At 69.8% G+C, this 15677-nt stretch carries 20 protein-coding genes; 7 read left to right on the top strand and 13 right to left on the bottom strand.

The genetic code is table 11. The features are described from left to right. Window positions 1–33: 33 nt before the first annotated feature. Window positions 34–1038, top strand: coding sequence for an alpha/beta hydrolase (locus ACZ7DY_RS04970; protein ID WP_471130093.1), 1005 nt, complete (start codon window positions 34–36; stop codon window positions 1036–1038). Next, window positions 1035–1754: a helix-turn-helix transcriptional regulator gene (locus ACZ7DY_RS04965; protein WP_471130090.1), complete on the top strand. Its 720-nt coding sequence runs from the start codon at window positions 1035–1037 to the stop codon at window positions 1752–1754. Before ACZ7DY_RS04970 ends, ACZ7DY_RS04965 begins: the two co-directional genes overlap by 4 nt. A 112-nt stretch (window positions 1755–1866) precedes the next feature. On the opposite strand, the gene ACZ7DY_RS04960 is transcribed toward ACZ7DY_RS04965, so the two are convergent. Together ACZ7DY_RS04960 and ACZ7DY_RS04955 are read right to left on the bottom strand one after the other, a co-directional pair. Then, on the bottom strand, window positions 1867–2592 hold the full coding sequence (locus tag ACZ7DY_RS04960) for an MgtC/SapB family protein (protein ID WP_471130087.1): 726 nt from the start codon (window positions 2590–2592) through the stop codon (window positions 1867–1869). Between the two features lie 90 nt (window positions 2593–2682). Further along, window positions 2683–3855: an epoxide hydrolase family protein gene (locus ACZ7DY_RS04955; protein WP_471130085.1), complete on the bottom strand. Its 1173-nt coding sequence runs from the start codon at window positions 3853–3855 to the stop codon at window positions 2683–2685. A gap of 141 nt (window positions 3856–3996) precedes the next feature. Here ACZ7DY_RS04955 and ACZ7DY_RS04950 point away from each other — a divergent pair, with 141 nt between their 5' ends. Then, window positions 3997–4575 (top strand): CGNR zinc finger domain-containing protein, encoded by a 579-nt coding sequence (locus tag ACZ7DY_RS04950; RefSeq protein WP_471130083.1) that lies wholly within the window; start codon window positions 3997–3999, stop codon window positions 4573–4575. A gap of 42 nt (window positions 4576–4617) precedes the next feature. Here the strand turns inward: ACZ7DY_RS04950 and ACZ7DY_RS04945 are convergent, their stop codons facing one another. The 6 genes from ACZ7DY_RS04945 to ACZ7DY_RS04920 all read right to left on the bottom strand — a co-directional run bounded on the left by ACZ7DY_RS04945 (window position 4618) and on the right by ACZ7DY_RS04920 (window position 9023). Then, window positions 4618–5211 (bottom strand): hypothetical protein, encoded by a 594-nt coding sequence (locus ACZ7DY_RS04945; RefSeq protein WP_471130081.1) that lies wholly within the window; start codon window positions 5209–5211, stop codon window positions 4618–4620. Between the two features lie 157 nt (window positions 5212–5368). Then, window positions 5369–5698 (bottom strand): DUF952 domain-containing protein, encoded by a 330-nt coding sequence (locus tag ACZ7DY_RS04940; RefSeq protein WP_471130078.1) that lies wholly within the window; start codon window positions 5696–5698, stop codon window positions 5369–5371. Between the two features lie 59 nt (window positions 5699–5757). Further along, window positions 5758–6621, bottom strand: a complete 864-nt coding sequence (locus tag ACZ7DY_RS04935; protein ID WP_471130075.1) for a substrate-binding domain-containing protein — start codon at window positions 6619–6621, stop codon at window positions 5758–5760. A gap of 172 nt (window positions 6622–6793) precedes the next feature. Next, entirely contained in the window at window positions 6794–7144 is a 351-nt protein-coding gene (locus ACZ7DY_RS04930) for a hypothetical protein (protein WP_471130072.1), read from the bottom strand. A gap of 12 nt (window positions 7145–7156) precedes the next feature. Beyond that, window positions 7157–8068, bottom strand: a complete 912-nt coding sequence (locus ACZ7DY_RS04925) for an aminoglycoside phosphotransferase family protein (RefSeq protein ID WP_471130069.1) — start codon at window positions 8066–8068, stop codon at window positions 7157–7159. Between the two features lie 91 nt (window positions 8069–8159). After that, window positions 8160–9023, bottom strand: a complete 864-nt coding sequence (locus ACZ7DY_RS04920; protein WP_471130067.1) for an aldo/keto reductase — start codon at window positions 9021–9023, stop codon at window positions 8160–8162. Between the two features lie 448 nt (window positions 9024–9471). On the opposite strand from ACZ7DY_RS04920, the gene ACZ7DY_RS04915 reads away from it, so the two are divergent. Then, window positions 9472–10023 (top strand): GNAT family N-acetyltransferase, encoded by a 552-nt coding sequence (locus ACZ7DY_RS04915; RefSeq protein WP_471130064.1) that lies wholly within the window; start codon window positions 9472–9474, stop codon window positions 10021–10023. Window positions 10024–10160: 137 nt separating this feature from the next. Here the strand turns inward: ACZ7DY_RS04915 and ACZ7DY_RS04910 are convergent, their stop codons facing one another. The 3 genes from ACZ7DY_RS04910 to ACZ7DY_RS04900 form a co-directional block, all read right to left on the bottom strand. Next, window positions 10161–10688, bottom strand: a complete 528-nt coding sequence (locus tag ACZ7DY_RS04910; protein WP_471130062.1) for a ferredoxin — start codon at window positions 10686–10688, stop codon at window positions 10161–10163. A gap of 66 nt (window positions 10689–10754) precedes the next feature. Further along, window positions 10755–11651: an MBL fold metallo-hydrolase gene (locus ACZ7DY_RS04905; RefSeq protein ID WP_471130059.1), complete on the bottom strand. Its 897-nt coding sequence runs from the start codon at window positions 11649–11651 to the stop codon at window positions 10755–10757. A gap of 241 nt (window positions 11652–11892) precedes the next feature. Next, on the bottom strand, window positions 11893–12381 hold the full coding sequence (locus tag ACZ7DY_RS04900) for a winged helix-turn-helix transcriptional regulator (RefSeq protein ID WP_471130058.1): 489 nt from the start codon (window positions 12379–12381) through the stop codon (window positions 11893–11895). A gap of 94 nt (window positions 12382–12475) precedes the next feature. Here ACZ7DY_RS04900 and ACZ7DY_RS04895 point away from each other — a divergent pair, with 94 nt between their 5' ends. Together ACZ7DY_RS04895 and ACZ7DY_RS04890 are read left to right on the top strand one after the other, a co-directional pair. Continuing rightward, window positions 12476–13177, top strand: a complete 702-nt coding sequence (locus ACZ7DY_RS04895; RefSeq protein ID WP_471130055.1) for an SDR family oxidoreductase — start codon at window positions 12476–12478, stop codon at window positions 13175–13177. Window positions 13178–13212: 35 nt separating this feature from the next. Then, window positions 13213–13638, top strand: a complete 426-nt coding sequence (locus ACZ7DY_RS04890) for a tautomerase family protein (protein WP_471130052.1) — start codon at window positions 13213–13215, stop codon at window positions 13636–13638. 182 nt (window positions 13639–13820) lie between these two features. Here ACZ7DY_RS04890 and ACZ7DY_RS04885 read toward each other — a convergent pair whose 3' ends face one another. After that, on the bottom strand, window positions 13821–14081 hold the full coding sequence (locus ACZ7DY_RS04885) for a hypothetical protein (protein ID WP_471130050.1): 261 nt from the start codon (window positions 14079–14081) through the stop codon (window positions 13821–13823). 109 nt (window positions 14082–14190) lie between these two features. Between ACZ7DY_RS04885 and ACZ7DY_RS04880 the strand changes: the two genes are divergently transcribed. Then, entirely contained in the window at window positions 14191–14805 is a 615-nt protein-coding gene (locus ACZ7DY_RS04880; protein ID WP_471130048.1) for a TetR/AcrR family transcriptional regulator, read from the top strand. Between the two features lie 49 nt (window positions 14806–14854). On the opposite strand, the gene ACZ7DY_RS04875 is transcribed toward ACZ7DY_RS04880, so the two are convergent. After that, entirely contained in the window at window positions 14855–15592 is a 738-nt protein-coding gene (locus ACZ7DY_RS04875; RefSeq protein ID WP_471130046.1) for an SDR family oxidoreductase, read from the bottom strand. Window positions 15593–15677 lie beyond the last annotated feature (85 nt).

Genomic DNA, 15677 nt, shown 5'->3' with positions numbered 1-15677 from the left:
GGGCTGTCGCGGACGACTGCGACCGTGGGCGGCATGACGATCACAGATGACCTCACCGACACGGACTGTCTCGCCGAAACCCTCGCGTTCAACGAGCGGTTCGAGGCAGCGGCCGCGAGCAGACCCGCTCGGGACGAGAGGCAGGACGCGGCCCGCATGGCCGCGCTGCGGCGCAACCGGCTGGGCGGTGACACGCCCCCGGTGAGGCTGCCGCACGGCAGGGACCGCCGGATCGAGGGCGGGACGAAGGGAACCCGGGGCGGGGCGAGAGAGGTCGAGAACGGCGTGAAGGTACGCGTTTTCGTGCCGGACCGGGTGGACGGCGTGTACCTGCACTTCCACGGCGGCGGCTGGTCCTTCGGTTCCGCGGACGGTCAGGACGAGAGGCTCTGGCTGCTCGCCGAGCAGACACGGCTGGCCGTGGTGAGCGTGGACTACCGTCTCGCGCCCGAACACCCCTATCCCGCGGGCCCCGACGACTGCGAGACGGCCGCGCGGTGGCTGGTGGAGCACGCCGTCGCCGAGTTCGGTACGGAACGGCTGCTGATCGGCGGCGAGTCGGCGGGCGCGCACCTCGCGGTGGTGGCGCTGCTGCGGCTGCGCGACCGGTACGGCATCTCCGGTGCGTTCCGGGCGGCCCAACTGCTCTTCGGCCCCTACGACCTGTCGATGACGCCGAGCCAACGAGCGTTCGGCGCCAGGCCTCTCCTGAGCAACACCGAGACGCTGCGGCGCACGTACGAGCTGTTCACTCCGGGCATGGGGGCGGAGCGGCGCCGGGACCCCGACCTCTCGCCGCTCTTCGCCGACCTCACCGGTCTGCCGCCGGCCCGGATCGTGGTCGGCACGGAGGATCCGCTCATGGACGACTCCCTGTTCCTGGCCCAGCGGTGGCGGGCGGCGGGCGCGCCCGTGCGGCTGGGGGTCGTCGCCGGAGCCATGCACGGGTTCACCTTGTTCCCGCTGACCGTCACGGAGCGGGAGAAGCGGCGCGAGCGGGAGTTCCTCTCGACGGCGGGGACGGCGTCACCGGCATGAACCGCACGGCTCGGCTCTACGCCCTGGTGGAGGAGTTGCGCGCGGCTGCGCCGCGACCGCTGACAGTGGGCGCGCTCGCGGCGCGGTTCGAGGTCAGTACGCGGACGGTGCAGCGTGATCTCCAGGCCCTGTTGGAGACCGAGGTGCCCGTGCGCACCTCGCCAGGTCGGGGCGGGGGCTGGTCGATCGACCCGGCGATGACCCTGCCCCCGATCCGCTTCACCGCGGCGGAGGCCGCCGCGCTTGCGGTCGCCCTCGCCGCGGTCGACGCGGCCACGCCGTACGCCGGTGCGGCCCGTACGGCGGCGCAGAAGATCGCGGCCGCGATGCCAGGGCCCGCCACGGCAGCGGCACGGGAACTGGCCACCCGGATCGTCGCGCTGCCGTCGCCCGCCGACTCCTCGGTCCGCGCCGCTGTGGAACAGGCCCTCGCGGCCCACACGGTGCTACGTCTGTCCTACGTCGACGCGGCAGGAGGCGAGAGTGAACGCGAGGTCGAGCCGGCCGGTCTCCTGACGGCCGGCGGCCGTTGGTACGTCATCGCCTGGTGCCGCGGACGGCAGGCCGGGCGGGGCTTCCGCCTCGACCGTATCCGGGCGGCGACCGCGACCACCGAGCCGGCCCGGCCGCACGACCTGACCGAACTCCTGCGCGGCTCCAGGGCGGCGGAGGCGGGGGCGCCCCCGACGCTGGCGTCACTGGCGGCGCGGCCCTGAACAACGGACCGGGGCGATCCTGAGACACCTCAGACAGGGCAGACACCGCAGACGTCCCAGACATCCCAGACGCCTCAGACGCACCCTGAACGGCCGGGCCGCCACCCGCCCATCATTCCGTGGCGTTCGTCGCCGCCCCCAGGTCGACCTCTCTGACACCGTCCATCCGTGCGAGCTCCGCCACCAGACGGTTGGCCTCCGCCGTGCCCTCCAGCCTGAGCCGTGCCGACGCCCGGCCCTGCGACGTCTCGTCGCGTGCCACGCTCACCGCGTCCACCCGGAAGCCCGAGCTGGTCGTCAACTCCAGTACCCGACCCAGAAGTCCGTGGGAGGTCTCGTACTCGACGGTGAGGTCCAGCGCCCTGGGCCGGGGCTTGAGGGGCAGGCGGTCCATCAGGTGCGGGAAGCCGCGCACCACGAGGAAGTGCACGGCGGTGGCCCCGGCGGCGAGCAGCGGAAGCCCACCGCCGCACGCCATGCCGACGCCACAGGCGAGCCAGATGGTCGCCGCCGTGGTGAGCCCCTGCACGGCATCGCGCTTGACGAAGATCAGTCCGCCGCCGATGAAGCCGATGCCGGAGACGATCTGGGCGGCCACCCGGGACGGATCGAGCGAGACCCCCGAGAGGCCCTCGGCGGCGCCGAAGCCGTGGATGGAGACTTCCATGAACAGCGCGCTGCCCACGCCGACCAAGGTGTGCGTACGCATGCCGGCACTCTTCTGCCGCGCCTCACGCTCCACTCCGATGAGCAACGACAGCACGAGGGCGAGCCCGAGCTCGGTGAATTGGCGGGCCCCCTGCCCCGCGCCGGTATCGAAGAGGGGGGCGGTACTCATCTGCAAGGCATGACCGGTGGACAACATGCCCCAATTGTTCCACTCCGGTCGGCTGTTACCTGGTTAGGGGCCGGGTGTTCCGCCGTCAGATCAGCAGGTTCGAGGCCATCGACCCAACACCGCCCCCAGCCCCTCCTGCAGGTCCTTGACGAAATACTCCGGGACCTCCAGTGACGGGAAGTGTCCGCCCGTTTCGGCAGAGTTCCAGCGGACGATCTTGCGGTAGCGCTCCTGGGCCCAGCCGCGCGGACACTTCTCGATGTCTCGGGGGTACATCGTGATCGCCGACGGGACGTCCACCCGGAGTTCCGGGTCGAGAGAGTTGTGGCTCTCGTAATAGATGCGGGCCGCCGACGCGCCGGTGCGCGTCAGCCAGTAAAGGGTGACGTCGTCCAGGATGCGGTCCATCGGGATCGCCTCGAACGGGCTGTCCTCCGTGTCCGTCCACTCGGCGAACTTGTCGAGGATCCAGGCCAGTAGCCCCACCGGCGAGTCGACGAGCGAGTAGCCGATGGTCTGCGGGCGGGTCGCCTGCTGCTTCGCGTACGCCGCGCGGTTCTGCCAGAAATCGCGGGTCTCCTCGGTCCACCTGCGCTCGGTCGGCGTCAGGCCGTCCGTCGTCAGGCCGGGCGGCGCCTCCGCGAACGTCGAGTGGATGCCGAGGACGTGCGCAGGGAACCTGCCGCCGAGGACCGTGGTGATGTTCCCGCCCCAGTCGCCGCCGTGGGCCAGGAACTTGCCGTAGCCGAGCCTTCGCATCAGCTCCACCCATGCGGCGGCGATCTTCTCGGTTCCCCATCCGGTGGTGGCCGGCTTGTCGCCGTAGCCGAAGCCCGGCAGCGAAGGGGCCACGACGTGGAAGGCGGGCGCGTCCGCGTCCGCGGGGTCCGCCAGCTCGTCCACCACGTCGGTGAACTCGGCGACGCTTCCCGGCCAGCCGTGGGTCATGAGCAGAGGAGTGGCATCCGCGCGGGTGGATCGGCGGTGCAGGAAGTGGATTCCCAGAGCATCGATGGTCGTACGGAACTGGCCGATCCGGTGAAGGCGCGCCTCGAACGTCCGCCAGTCGTACTCCGTCCGCCAGTACTCCACGACGTCGGCGAGGTCGGCGAGAGGAACGCCCTGCGCCCAACGGCCGGGGCCGGGCGCGGCGTGCTGGACCGTCTCGGCTTCCGGTAGCCGGGCCGCGGCCAGCCGGGCGCGCAGATCGTCGAGTTCGGCGTCAGTTGCGTGGGCTTCAAACGCTTGCACGTCACCGGACATGAGGCCTCCTGGACATCGTGGAGCGGCACGGCACGGCACGGCACGGCACGGCTCGGCGCAGCACGGCTCGGCCGCTCGCGAACCGTCTTAGACGGTTCTAACGCGTCCCGACGCCCGGGCGCAACCGGCTAAGGTGGTTCCATGCATGCCCGGTTCCCTGAATTCCGCCTCGGCAAGGTGCTGGCGACCAGCTTCACGGCGACCCTGACGGAGCGTTGCGGCGACGCCGTGGAGCGCATCCCGACGCCGCAGCGACTCGTCGACTGGCTGGCGGTGAACGGTCTCGCCACAGAGTCCTGCACACCCGCCCAGCTCGAACTCGCCCGGCAACTGCGGGAATCGATGCATGCCGCCCTGACGGCGGCCGCGATCCAAGACCCTCTTCCGGCGTCCGCTGTCCAGGTCATCAATGACCGCAGCGTTCAGGGACGGGCGGCGGCCGTCCTGACGCCCGAGGGCACGCGGCAATGGCGGCTCAGCTCGCCGACGTGCGTGGAAGACGCCCTGAGCGTCATCGCCGCCGACGCGATCGACATCATCGCCGGCGAGCGGGACGGAAAGCTGGCCTTGTGCACCTCGCCGACCTGCCGGGCCGCGTTCTTCGACACCAGCCAGAGCCGTACTCGCAAATGGTGCGACATGAACACATGCGGAAATCGTCAGAAAAAGGCACGCTTCCATGCCAACAAGAGCAAGAGCCTGAAGAAATCGGGAGAGTGATCGGAGCTCGCGGCGGCACGGCCAGGTGCGCTGCGGCCGCTGTTACTCAGAGGCCTCGTCCACGCCGAGATCGCCGCGCATCGAACCCCGCAAGTCGGACAGGAGCGCCCACGACATGTCCGTCTCGTGTTCCACGGCGTCGAGTCGGTCGTCATCCGGATGACCGCTTGCCAGCAGGCGTTTCAGCAACCCGTACGTGTTGTTGAGCTGATGGTTCGCCGCGCCGGCGTCCGTCAGCACGGCGGCGGGCACGATCATCTGGGCTTCCGCGTAGCTGTCGCGCAGGGCCAGGCGTCGCTCTTCGAGCTGCTCGACACAGACCTGGATCTCCGCTTGGTCCCGGGCCCGCAGCGCGTGCAGCAGGTTGATCTGCGCGGTCTGATATTGGCGTGCCGTGGTGTTGAGGGAGATGTAACAGGACCGTCGGAGGTCGGTCAGTTCACGATGGGCCGCGGCGCGCGTTTCCGTCCGCCTCACCTGTTCGGCATGGGCCCTGTCCTCACGCTGCTGGCGGGCCATCGCCTCGAGTTCGTGGCGCTTGAGACGGTCGGCCCTGCTCTGCGTCACCAGGGCCGCGCCCAACGTGCCGACCACACCGACGACCGCCACCGCCAGCGCACCCCAGGTCTGCCCCACAGCCCCGCCTCCCGTCGAACAGCGCGACGCCCGACAGACCGCAGTCCGCGCCCGCACACATCCCGGCGATCATAGAAGCCCCTCCCCCGCCGCGAGGCCCGGCGGACCACCTGGATCGCGGGCGGGCACGGTCGGTCCGGTCAGGCAGTAGGTCCGGTCAGGCGGTCGGCCAGGGAACGACCTCCGTCACCGCGTCCACGGGCAACGGGCCGTAGATGTGCGGGAATTCAGCACCTCCCGGCTCCACGGACTCGAAGCGCACCGGTGCGGTCAGACGCTCGCTGTCGATGGCGAGGACCACCAGTTCGGCGGGGCCCTCGTACTCCCCGTACAGGAAATCGGCGACGCCCTGAAGCTGCTCCGCAAGCGAGCAGTGGATGAAGCCCACGTCCTCCAGGGTCTTTCCGCGGGTCGACATCTCGTACGTCCCGGCCTCCCTCGCGGCGTCCCACAGGGCGCGCTCGGTGATGTGCAGCAGTCGAGTCATGACTCAACGGTACGCCTCGCCAACTGCGCTGACGTACGAAGGCAGGCCAGGTCGGGCCGTCAGGGCTGTGCCGCCTCCAGGGCTTCGGCGACGGCGGTGAGGAAGCGTGCGTGCTCCTGCGCGCTGGGCGGCAGTTCGGGGTTCCACGGGAGGACGGGGACACCCGGTCCGAAGACTTCACCCAACGGGGCGGCGTTGCCGCGCACGTCGGTGAGGACCAGGTCCGGCTCAAGCGCGGCCGCCTCGCTCCAGTCGGTGGTGGACCAGTTGGCGCCCTTCCCTGGCGCCGGATCCACGAGGCCGACGCCGAAGCCGGCGAGCGCGGCGAGGTCGGGCCAGGCGTACGGCCTCGCCAGGTGGACGGAGTCCGACCCGGCCGGGGAGAGGGCGAGCACGCGGGGCCGCGCGGACCCGGCGGCCGCGGCACTCAACCGCGCCTCTGCGGCGGCGAGTTCGGCGTCCGCTTCGGGACGCGCGGCCGCACCCAGGCTCCGGGCGAGCTCGGTGAGGCGTTCCCGGATCCCGGCGAGGCTGCGGCCGCCGCCGACGTCGAGGACGACGAGGGGGACCTGCTCCTCCAGGTGTTTGGCCGCCTCGGGGTCGATGCCGTAGACCTGACCGCCGCCGTAGGTGAGTGCCACGACCAGGTCGGGGCCGGCGGCGACGAGGGCGTCCAGGTCGAGCGCGGAGCCGGCACCGAAGTAGGGGATGTCCGTCAGGGGGAGGGTGCCCGCCTTGGCCGGGTCCGGCAGGGCCGGGTCGTCGTGTGCGGAGCCGAAGAGCCCTGCGGGACGTATGCCGTGGTCATGGAGTGCCGCGCCCGTGGGCACGTAGGCGACCAGCCGGGACGGGCGGTGCGCGGTCCTCACCGAGTGGCCCCGGTCGTCGGTGAACTCCCAGCCCCCGTACATGTCTTGTGCCATGATGTCCGACCCCTCCTGACGTCCCGTCCCGTGCCATGGCCTGTTCCCTGCCGTGGCCGTCCCGCTGCTACCTGCCCGGGCGCGCCCCTCGGTACACGGGGGCTTGCGCTCGCCCGCGGGCGGGTTTCACTCGGCTCCGCTCGCGGCGCCGACCGTGACGGGACGGCGGACCTCAGAGCCACCGTCTGGCCGCCTCGACGGTGTCCCCGCCGCTCGTGTTGAACGCGATGGCCGCCTGCGGGGCATGACGGCGGATCAGGTTCACGAGCTGCTCGAAGAGGGGGAGCAGCGGCTCGGCCTTGCGGATCCCCCCACCGATCACCACGACGTCCCACGGGCGTTCCGTCAGTGACGTCACGAGGGTGGACTCGGCCGATTCATCGAACACGACCAGGGTCATGGCCGCTTCGATGCCGTACTCCCCGAACCTGGCCATTTCCGCGTCGAGTGCCGCGCGCAGCGCATCCCCGTCGACGCCGGGTATCGCATGTGGGTCGTAACCGACAAGAAGCACGGAAGACATAGCGGGATCCCCTCAGTTGAAGCGGTCGTGATCGGCCAGGACGGCGTCGATGATGCGGCGGTTGCGCTCGGCCCGTCTCTCGTCGGAATCGATGGACTCGGAGAGCACCAGCAGCGCCTTCCAGAGCGCCCAGCCCCTGGCACGTGCCCAGGTTCCCTCGTCCTGGCCGACGGCCCTGCGGAATTCCTCGCGGCTCTCGCCGTCGAACAGCACCCAAGCCGCCACCAGGTCGCAGGCCGGGTCGCCCACGCCCGACGTGCCGAAGTCGATGACAGCGGTCAGCTTGCCGCCCTCCACCAGGAGATTGCCTTCGGCGATGTCACCGTGGAACCACACGGGCGCCCCGCGCCATTCGGCCGCCAGCGCGGCCTCCCACACGGCGGCGGCCCGGTCGGTGTCGACGCGGCCTTCCAGAGCGGTGAGGCAGCGGCGGGTCTCGGCGTCGTAATGGGCGGGCGGCGCGCCGCGGAACCAACTGTGCTCCCCGGCGAGCGGGGCGCCCGTGGTGTCACAGCGCTGGAGCGCCAGCAGGAAGTCGGCCACCGATACGGCGAACTGCCGCATGTCGTCGACACGTTCATGCGTCACCGTCTCCCCGGGCAGCCAGCCGCGCACCGACCACGGATGGGGATACCCCTCCCCCGGCTCGCCCTTGGCGAGCACCGTCGGCACCGCGACGGGCAGGGCGGGCGCGAGGCGCGGCAGCCAGTCGTTCTCCTTGTCCACGGCGGGCACGTATCCGGCGGCCGTGGGGAGCCGGACCGTCTTGTCGTCGCCGAGGCGGTAGGTCCGGTTGTCCCAGCCGTCGACCTCGACCGGCGTCACGGGCAGGTGGCTCCACTGCGGGAACTGGGCGGCGAGGAGACGCGTGACGAGAGCCGCGTCGATGCCGGCGCGGCCGTCCGGTGCGGGTGTCGGGACCATTCGTAGATCATCACGTCCGGCGGGAACGCAGGGCAACGAAATTCTCGTCACACCCTCACGCCGTCGCTCCGTCAGTTATGCCGTTGCTCCGTCACGCACTCACGCCGTCACCGGTGAGGCGTCGGCGCGCGAGCCATGTGACCGTCTCCGGGTCGTGGTGGTCGAAGAACTGCGGTTCGCCGGTGTCGAGCGTGGTGATCTGGGCCATCTGGTGGTCGGAGAGCTCGAAGTCGAAGATGTCGATGTTCTCCGCCATGCGTTCGGCGCGGACCGACTTGGGGGTCGCGACGATGCTGCGCTGGGTCAGCCAGCGCAGCACGATCTGCGGCACCGACTTCCCGTACTGTCTGGCGATCTCGCTCAGCAGCGGCTCGGAGAAGAGCTCGTCCCTGCCCTCGGCGAAGCCGCCCCACGACTGGGGCTGTACGCCGTGCTGCCGCATGACCTCCAGGTCGGCGGCGCGCTGGAAGAAGGGGTGGGTCTCGATCTGGTTGACCGCGGGCGTGATGTCGTTGTTGACGACGAGGTCGACCAGCCGGTCTGGGTAGAAGTTGGCGACGCCGATCGCGCCGACGCGCCCCTCGCGGTAGAGGGTCTCCATGGCGCGCCACTGCCCGTACACGTCCCCGTAGGGCTGGTGCATCAGGTACAGGTCGAGGTGGTCCAGGCCCAGCCTGGTCAGCGACGCCTCGAAGGCGCGCCGGGTGTTCTCCTCGGCGGGGGCTCCCTGGACCCAGAGCTTCGTGGTGATGAACAGGTCCTCGCGCGGAATGCCACTGTTCTTGATCGCACGCCCCGCGGCCTCCTCGTTGCCGTAGGCGGCAGCGGTGTCGAGCAGCCGGTAGCCGGCCGCGAGGGCCTCGGAGACGGCCTTCTCGGTCTCCTCCGGCGGGAGATAGACGCCGAAACCGAGAATCGGCATCTCGATACCGTTGTTCAGGGTGACGTGCTCCATGGCGTTTCCTTACGCGTGCTTCCTTTTTTCTGCCAGGTCAGGGCCGTTCGGGTGATCTTCGGGAGAGCGGAGGGGGCGGGGGCGTGTACCGGGGGTGGACGTCCAGGTCGCCCCGGGGGGCGGGGCCACTCCTGAGCCCGCCGATCCGCTGGGCCATCGGCCTACCGCTGCGCTTGACGTCAGCCGGGTACGGTCGGCGGTGGGCCTCGCTCTTCCTCACGCTGGTCGCCGTGGCGCATTTCGCTCCCTCGGGTGCTCTCGTACATCGGTAGATCCACTGTGGCCCGCGCTCCGGTACGGCGCCTGCCGGGCGGACGCGGAGGCGGCCTCGGTAGTGACACGAGTCCGGTTCGGGGCCGGTTCGGGGCCGGTTCGCGATCGGCTCACGGTCGTTTCGCGGTCGGTCGCCCCGAGCCTGGTGCCGCGCCGTGCGTGCGAGACTCACCCGATGGACTCGATCAAGGATTCCGCGCCCATCACCCTCCGCCACGCCTCCGCCGAACTGAGGCCGGTCGTCGAGCGATTGGCGCAGCTGTACCGTCACGACATGTCGGAGTTCCTGGGCCATCTCCCTTCGGCCGACGGAACGTTCGGGTTCAGCAGGCTGCCCCTGTTCTTCGAGGAACCGGGGCGAGAGGCCCTGCTGATCCAGCACGGCACGGTGCCCGGCGGGTTCGTCCTGACCCGTCCGATGCCCGATGGGGCGACCTCCATCGCCGCGTTCTTCGTCGTACGGGCGCTGCGCAGGCGCGGCGTCGGCCGACTGGCCGCTCTCGAACTGCTGCGCTCCCGGCCCGGCGCCTGGGCCATCGCCTTCCAGGAGGCGAACGCGGGAGCCGCTCGTTTCTGGCGCGGCATCGCCACTGCGGCCGTGGGGTCCGCCTGGCACGAGGAAACCCGCCCGGTCCCACCACCGGCCCCCGCCGACCTGCCACACGACCAGTGGATCTTCCTCGACACAGCGGCGGGGGGCCGCGCAGAGGGACACGCCCTCGTATGAACGTCTTGGGCCTGGCGGCCAAGACGTCCCCACGCGGTCCAGGCGCCGGTATTGCGCTTCACCTGCCTTTGATCGCGCCGCGTACAAGCACCGAACAATGAGATCGAGTGCCTGATCAACAGATGCTGTCGCAGCCGTCAGAGCTGCGGCAGTCGGTCTGCGACCGTGGGAGAGCGTCGCTCCTCGAGCCAGAAGAGATACACGCGGAGGTGCGCCTCCAGAGCGCCGTCGAGGTAGGCGGCATACTCCAGGGTGCTTGCGGCCACACCCTGTTCCGCCTTCGCATCGTCGGCCTCCCAATCGGCTCGCCGATCCGCCAAGTACTCCCTGATCCGCCCTCTGTCCCGCCACCATTCTCGGACCGCTTCCGGCGTCCAGTGGAGGTCGCCGTCACAGCCGTAGCCGGAGAAGGCCTCGGCTTCTGCCGCGTCGACCAGCCGCTGGAGTTCTTCCGGCGTCCGGGGCTGCCGATACACGTATTCGGTGAGGTGGTCGGCCTCGTAGAGCACGAGCCCGGGGGCGTGTATACGGCCCGTGCCGCAGTTGTCGGTCCCGGCCCCGTAGAACGGCCCGGGCACGTTGAGCCACTTCCGCTCCGACCACCGCCCCATGAACGCTCCACGCCCTTGGTCGAGCAGAGGGACGGGGTCGAAGTAGAGGTCCACGCGGGAAGGTTAGCGGCGGGGCGTGTCGCCGCTGCCCAGCACTCAGGGCCTGGCCGGCACAGGCTCTCACCAGCGCAGGGCGGTGAAGTCCACGGGGCGGGGTCGCAGCGTCGCCGTTCGGGTCGTCAACGCCCGCATGCGCCGCGCCATTTCGGCGGCGGGCAGGTGCTTCCGGTCGCCGTGGCCGGGCAGCAGCCACGTGAAGCGGAGCCGTTCGGCCGTGCGGGCCAGTGAGGCGGCCAGTTCCTCGATGGAGTACCACGTCACGCTGTCGGCCACCTCGATGTCACCCGTCGACCGCGACCAGTAGAAGCTGTCCCCGCTGAAGCAGTACCGCTCGTCGGCGACATACAGGACGCTGCCTTTGGTGTGGCCGGGCAGCGGGTGGGCGGTGACGCCGTCGGCGACCTCGACGGCGTCCGTGCCGCGCAGGACGCGGTCGGCGTCGGGCGATGCGTCCAAATCGCCTTCGTGGATCCACAGCCGGGCCCCGAAGCGGTCGGCGTACCTCTGGCCGTGCGCCGCGTGATCCCGGTGGGTGAGGAGCACGTCGGTGACGGGCCCGATCGCCTCGTACCGCGCGGCCAGCGATGTACTCCAGCGGGGCGTGTCCACCATCAGCAGGTTCCCCGAGGGACGGCGCAGCAGATAGGCGTTGGCACCCGCGGTGCGCTGGGAGTTGTGCCCGCAGAACAGGACGGTGTCGTCCACGGGCAAGGGAAAGGGGTCGCGCGTCTCGTCCAGGCGCCCGGAGGCGGGCCGGATGGAGCGGGTATGGCAGGCGAACGCAGCGGCGTACAGCCGGCGTTCCTCCGCGGCGTCGCGGGGCTGGCGCACGACCTCCGAACGGTGCCCGACCTCGCGGACCAGGTCGGGCGCGAGTTGCCGGGCGACGTCGCAGTTGGTGCAGCGGTCGTCCACGGACCAGCCGGTGGTCAAGGGCAGGGGGGTCGGGTCGTTCACGTCGGACTCGCCTTCTGCGGGGGGTCTCATCTCTCTTCAGGAGTAACCCGGGCCCGGTCAGAAGGAGAAGGGGGGCCGGCACTTGTTTCTGGGGGGTGGAGGGTCTCTGCCAGACATGTATATTTCGTGATGCGTACATGTCAAACATGTGATGTACGGCAATCTCCGTACGCCGATCTCCACCGGCGCATCGAGCACGACTACCACGAGCTCAAACACGACATGGGGCTGAACCAGACCCCTAGTCCCCCCGCCAGGCAGGGTTCAGCCGGATCTCGATCTCGTCGGACGTCGCCTCCGGCGCCGGATCGGCGGTCACGCGGACCCGCATCGCACGGCCGGTGCCGGTCTCGACGAACGACAGGGGCGGACGGCCGTCCTGCAGGTGCTTGTCACCCCACTGCATCAGCGACAGAAACACCGGCAGCAGATCCTCCCCGGCCTCGGTCAACCGGTACTCGTCCCGGGCTCGCCTGCCCGGTTCCCGATAGGGGACGCGCGCGACGACCCGTGCGGACTCCAGCTGTTTGAGCGCCCGCGACACCGCGGGTGCGGAGCTCCCGATCCGCGCCACGAAGTCCTCGAACCTGGTTGTGCCGTAGAAGCATTCGCGGACCACCAGGAACACCGTCTTGGTGCTCAGCAGGTCCAATACCCGCTCCGCCGAGCACCCGTCACCGATCGACCAGGCATCCCGGTCGCGCAGCCGCTCCTCGAACTCCATCGCCATGCCGCCATTGTAACTAACGCTTGCGTTACTCAGTGGCGGCGTGCTTCTATCTCGCTAACGACATCGTTACTCAGGTTTCAAGTGGAGGGGTGCTGTGGTTGCAGTAGCGGGCAAAGTGGCCGTGGTGACGGGCGGGCGACGGGGGCTCGGCGCGGCGCTGGTGGACGAGCTGCTGGCGCGCGGGGCGCGAAAGGTGTACTCCACCGCGCGCTCGGCATATGCCGACGATCGCCCGGAGGTGGTCACCGCCGAGCTCGAGGTCCGCTCGACGGAGTCGGTCGCCGCCCTCGCGGAGGTCGCCGGCGACGCCGAGATCGTGTTCAACAACGCCGGCGTCCTGCTGCCGGCCGCATTGCTGACGGGTGACGTCGAGAACGCCACCGAGACATTCGACGTCAACGTCTTCGGGCCTCTGCGGGTGGCGCGAGCTTTCGCGCCGATCCTGGCCGCCAACGGCGGGGGCGCACTCGTGAACATGCACTCCGTGCTGTCCTGGCTGGCCGGCAGCGGCGCCTACGGGGCGTCCAAGGCCGCGGCGTGGTCTGTCACGAACTCACTCCGACTCGAACTGGTGCCCCAGAACACCCAGGTCGTCGGCGTGCACGCCGGATTCATCGACACCGACATGGTCTCCGCCCTCGAACGGCCGAAGGCCACACCCACCGAGATCGCCGCGCGAATCGTCGACGGCCTCGAGGCCGGGGACACGGAAGTGCTCGCCGACGACGTCACCGTCGCCGTCAAAGCAGCGCTCTCCGGCCCCGTGGAGCACCTGACCTTCTCCGCCGCCGGCTGACATCTCGTCCCATCACCCAAGGAGTACGAACCGCCATGCCACTGTGGTCCATTCACCACACCCCCGGAATATTCACCGACGACGAAAAGCACCAACTAGCCTCCCGCATCGCCGACCACTACGAAAAGGTCGGGCTGCCCCGGTTCTACGTGGTCACGCTGTTCCACGAAACCCGCCCCGAGGACTTCTACGTCGGCGGGGTACCCACCCCGGTCGGGGTCCGGATCGCCATCGACCACATCGCCCGGCGCAATCCCGACCAGGAGACCCGCCGCAGGACCGCCCAGTGGATCAAGGGCATGTTGCAGCCCCACCTCGAAGAGCACGCGGGGTTGCACTGGGAGTTCCATGTCGATGAGACCAGCGAGGACCTCTGGATGATCAACGGAATCGTGCCGCCGCCAGGAGGCTCCGACGCCGAGAAGAAGTGGGCCGAGCAGAACTCGGCGTCCACCTACTGACCGGACCGGCAGCGGCGCGTCCCTCGGCGGCGTCAGCGCCCGCGCAGCCGTGCAGGCTTCCGGGCCCGCTTCATTTCGGGTGGTGCGGCAGGCACGAGCGAACGCACCTGGGCTGTCTCACGGTCGATGCCGGATCGACGTCGATCCGGCATCGACCGCTCACCGGCGGGCCCGCCCACCTCTCATGGACGACGCTCCGCCCGCCTCCTCCGGTGGTGACGGCGCGCCGCCATCACAAGCAAGACCAATCCCGCGAAGCCGACCAAGAGGATTGTCCACTCGGGCAGATGAGCGGCCCGCAAGAGGCCGGCGACGCCGAAGCTCGTATCCCAACCGGCCTCCGTGATGGCCGAGCCGAAACCCTGGATGACGAGGATGGCGCCGAACAACCACAACAGTCCCTGATCTGAGCTGCTGTTGGACCTCTTGAGCTGATTCGCCATGCCGAGCTTCCCTCCCGATGTCCGCGCATCGTTCCGATGCACTCGCATCACATCGTGCAGGCGTCTCCGATATGATGCAAGTGCATCGGAATCCGGGAAGGGGTGTACCGTGCCCAGGCAGGTCGACTACGAGACCCGGCGCCGACAGATCGCCGACGCGGTCTGCACGCTGATCGCGCGCTCGGGCATGGAGGCAGTCAGCCTCCGTGACGTCGCCGCCCAGGCCAACGTCTCCATGGGGGCTGTCCAGCGGTGCTTCCGCACCAAGGAGGACATGCTGCTCTTCGCGCTGGAGCACATCTCCCAACAGGTCGGCTCACGCGCCAACCAGCGCATCGCCGCCACCTCCACCCCCCAAGCGGCGTCGACCCTGCTGTCCCACACCTTGGCCGGAATCGCCCTGCTGGATGAGGCGTCGAAGACACAGGCCCACGTCTGGCTGGCCTTCGTCGCCCACGCCCCTGTCAGCGAGAAACTGGCCGCCGTCCTGCACGACACGTATGCCAAGGTTCACGACCTCATCACGTGGCTCATCCGCTACGGCCAGGACACCGAGGAATTTCCTCAGCACCTCGACCCCGAGCGCGAAGCACACACGCTCCTCGCCCTGGCCGACGGCCTCACGGTCCACGTCGTGGCGGGCCACCACTCACCGGACACCGCTCTGGCCACCCTGCAACGACACATCGACCACCTGCTGGACGACAGGACCGACCGCAATTGACCCTCGGCTCCAGTCGCGTCGGCCCCGTCCCCGCCGCTGCCTGATCCGGTCAGCTCTGGGCTGTCGGGCGTACGACGATCTCGTTGACGTCGACGTCGGCGGGCTGCTCGACGGCGAATGCGATGGCCCGTGCGATCGAAGCCGGGGGAATGGCGATTCCATCACGCATCCGCGCGATGTCCGCGCGGACCCTTTCGTTGCTCGACGCGTCGGCGAAGCCGGTGTGCGTCACGCCTGGCGAGACGGTGGTCACCCGCAGCGCGGACCCGGCCTCCTGGCGCAGCCCCTCGCAGATGGCCCGGACCGCGACCTTCGTCCCCGCGTACACGGCCATCGTCGGTACGACGCGGTACGCCGCGGTGGACGCGGTCACGACGAACTGGCCGCCGCCCTGGGCACGGAAGACCGGCAGCGCCGCGCCGATGCCGTGCAGCAGGCCCTTGATGTTGACGTCGACCATGTGGTCCCACTCGTCGGTCCGCAGGTCGTCGAGGGGCGAGACGGTGCCCACCCCCGCATTGCTCACCAGGACGTCGAGGCGACCGAATCGTTCCTTGGCGAGCGCGACCAGGGCGTGCAGATCGTCGCCACGGGTCACGTCCGTACGCAGGTGGACGGCTTCGCCGCCCGCGTCCACGATCCGCCCGGCCAGTTCCTCGAGGCGTTCGGTGCGGCGGGCGCCGAGGACGAGCCGCGCGCCCCGTTCCGCCAGGAGTAGTGCGGTCGCCTCGCCGATGCCGCTGCCGGCTCCCGTGATGGCCACGACCTTGCCCGTGATGCCTGTCATGCGTCGCGCTCCTCGGTGGTGTCGTTCTTCGCCCTGCTTCACCGCCAGTCTGGAGCGTGCTTAACCTGGTATCCAGAGCGCATTT

It is taken from the genome of Streptomyces sp. NPDC037013 (assembly GCF_055607265.1).
The sequence above is the reverse complement of the archived record's forward strand: the minus strand, read 5'-3'. Positions and strand labels throughout refer to the sequence as shown.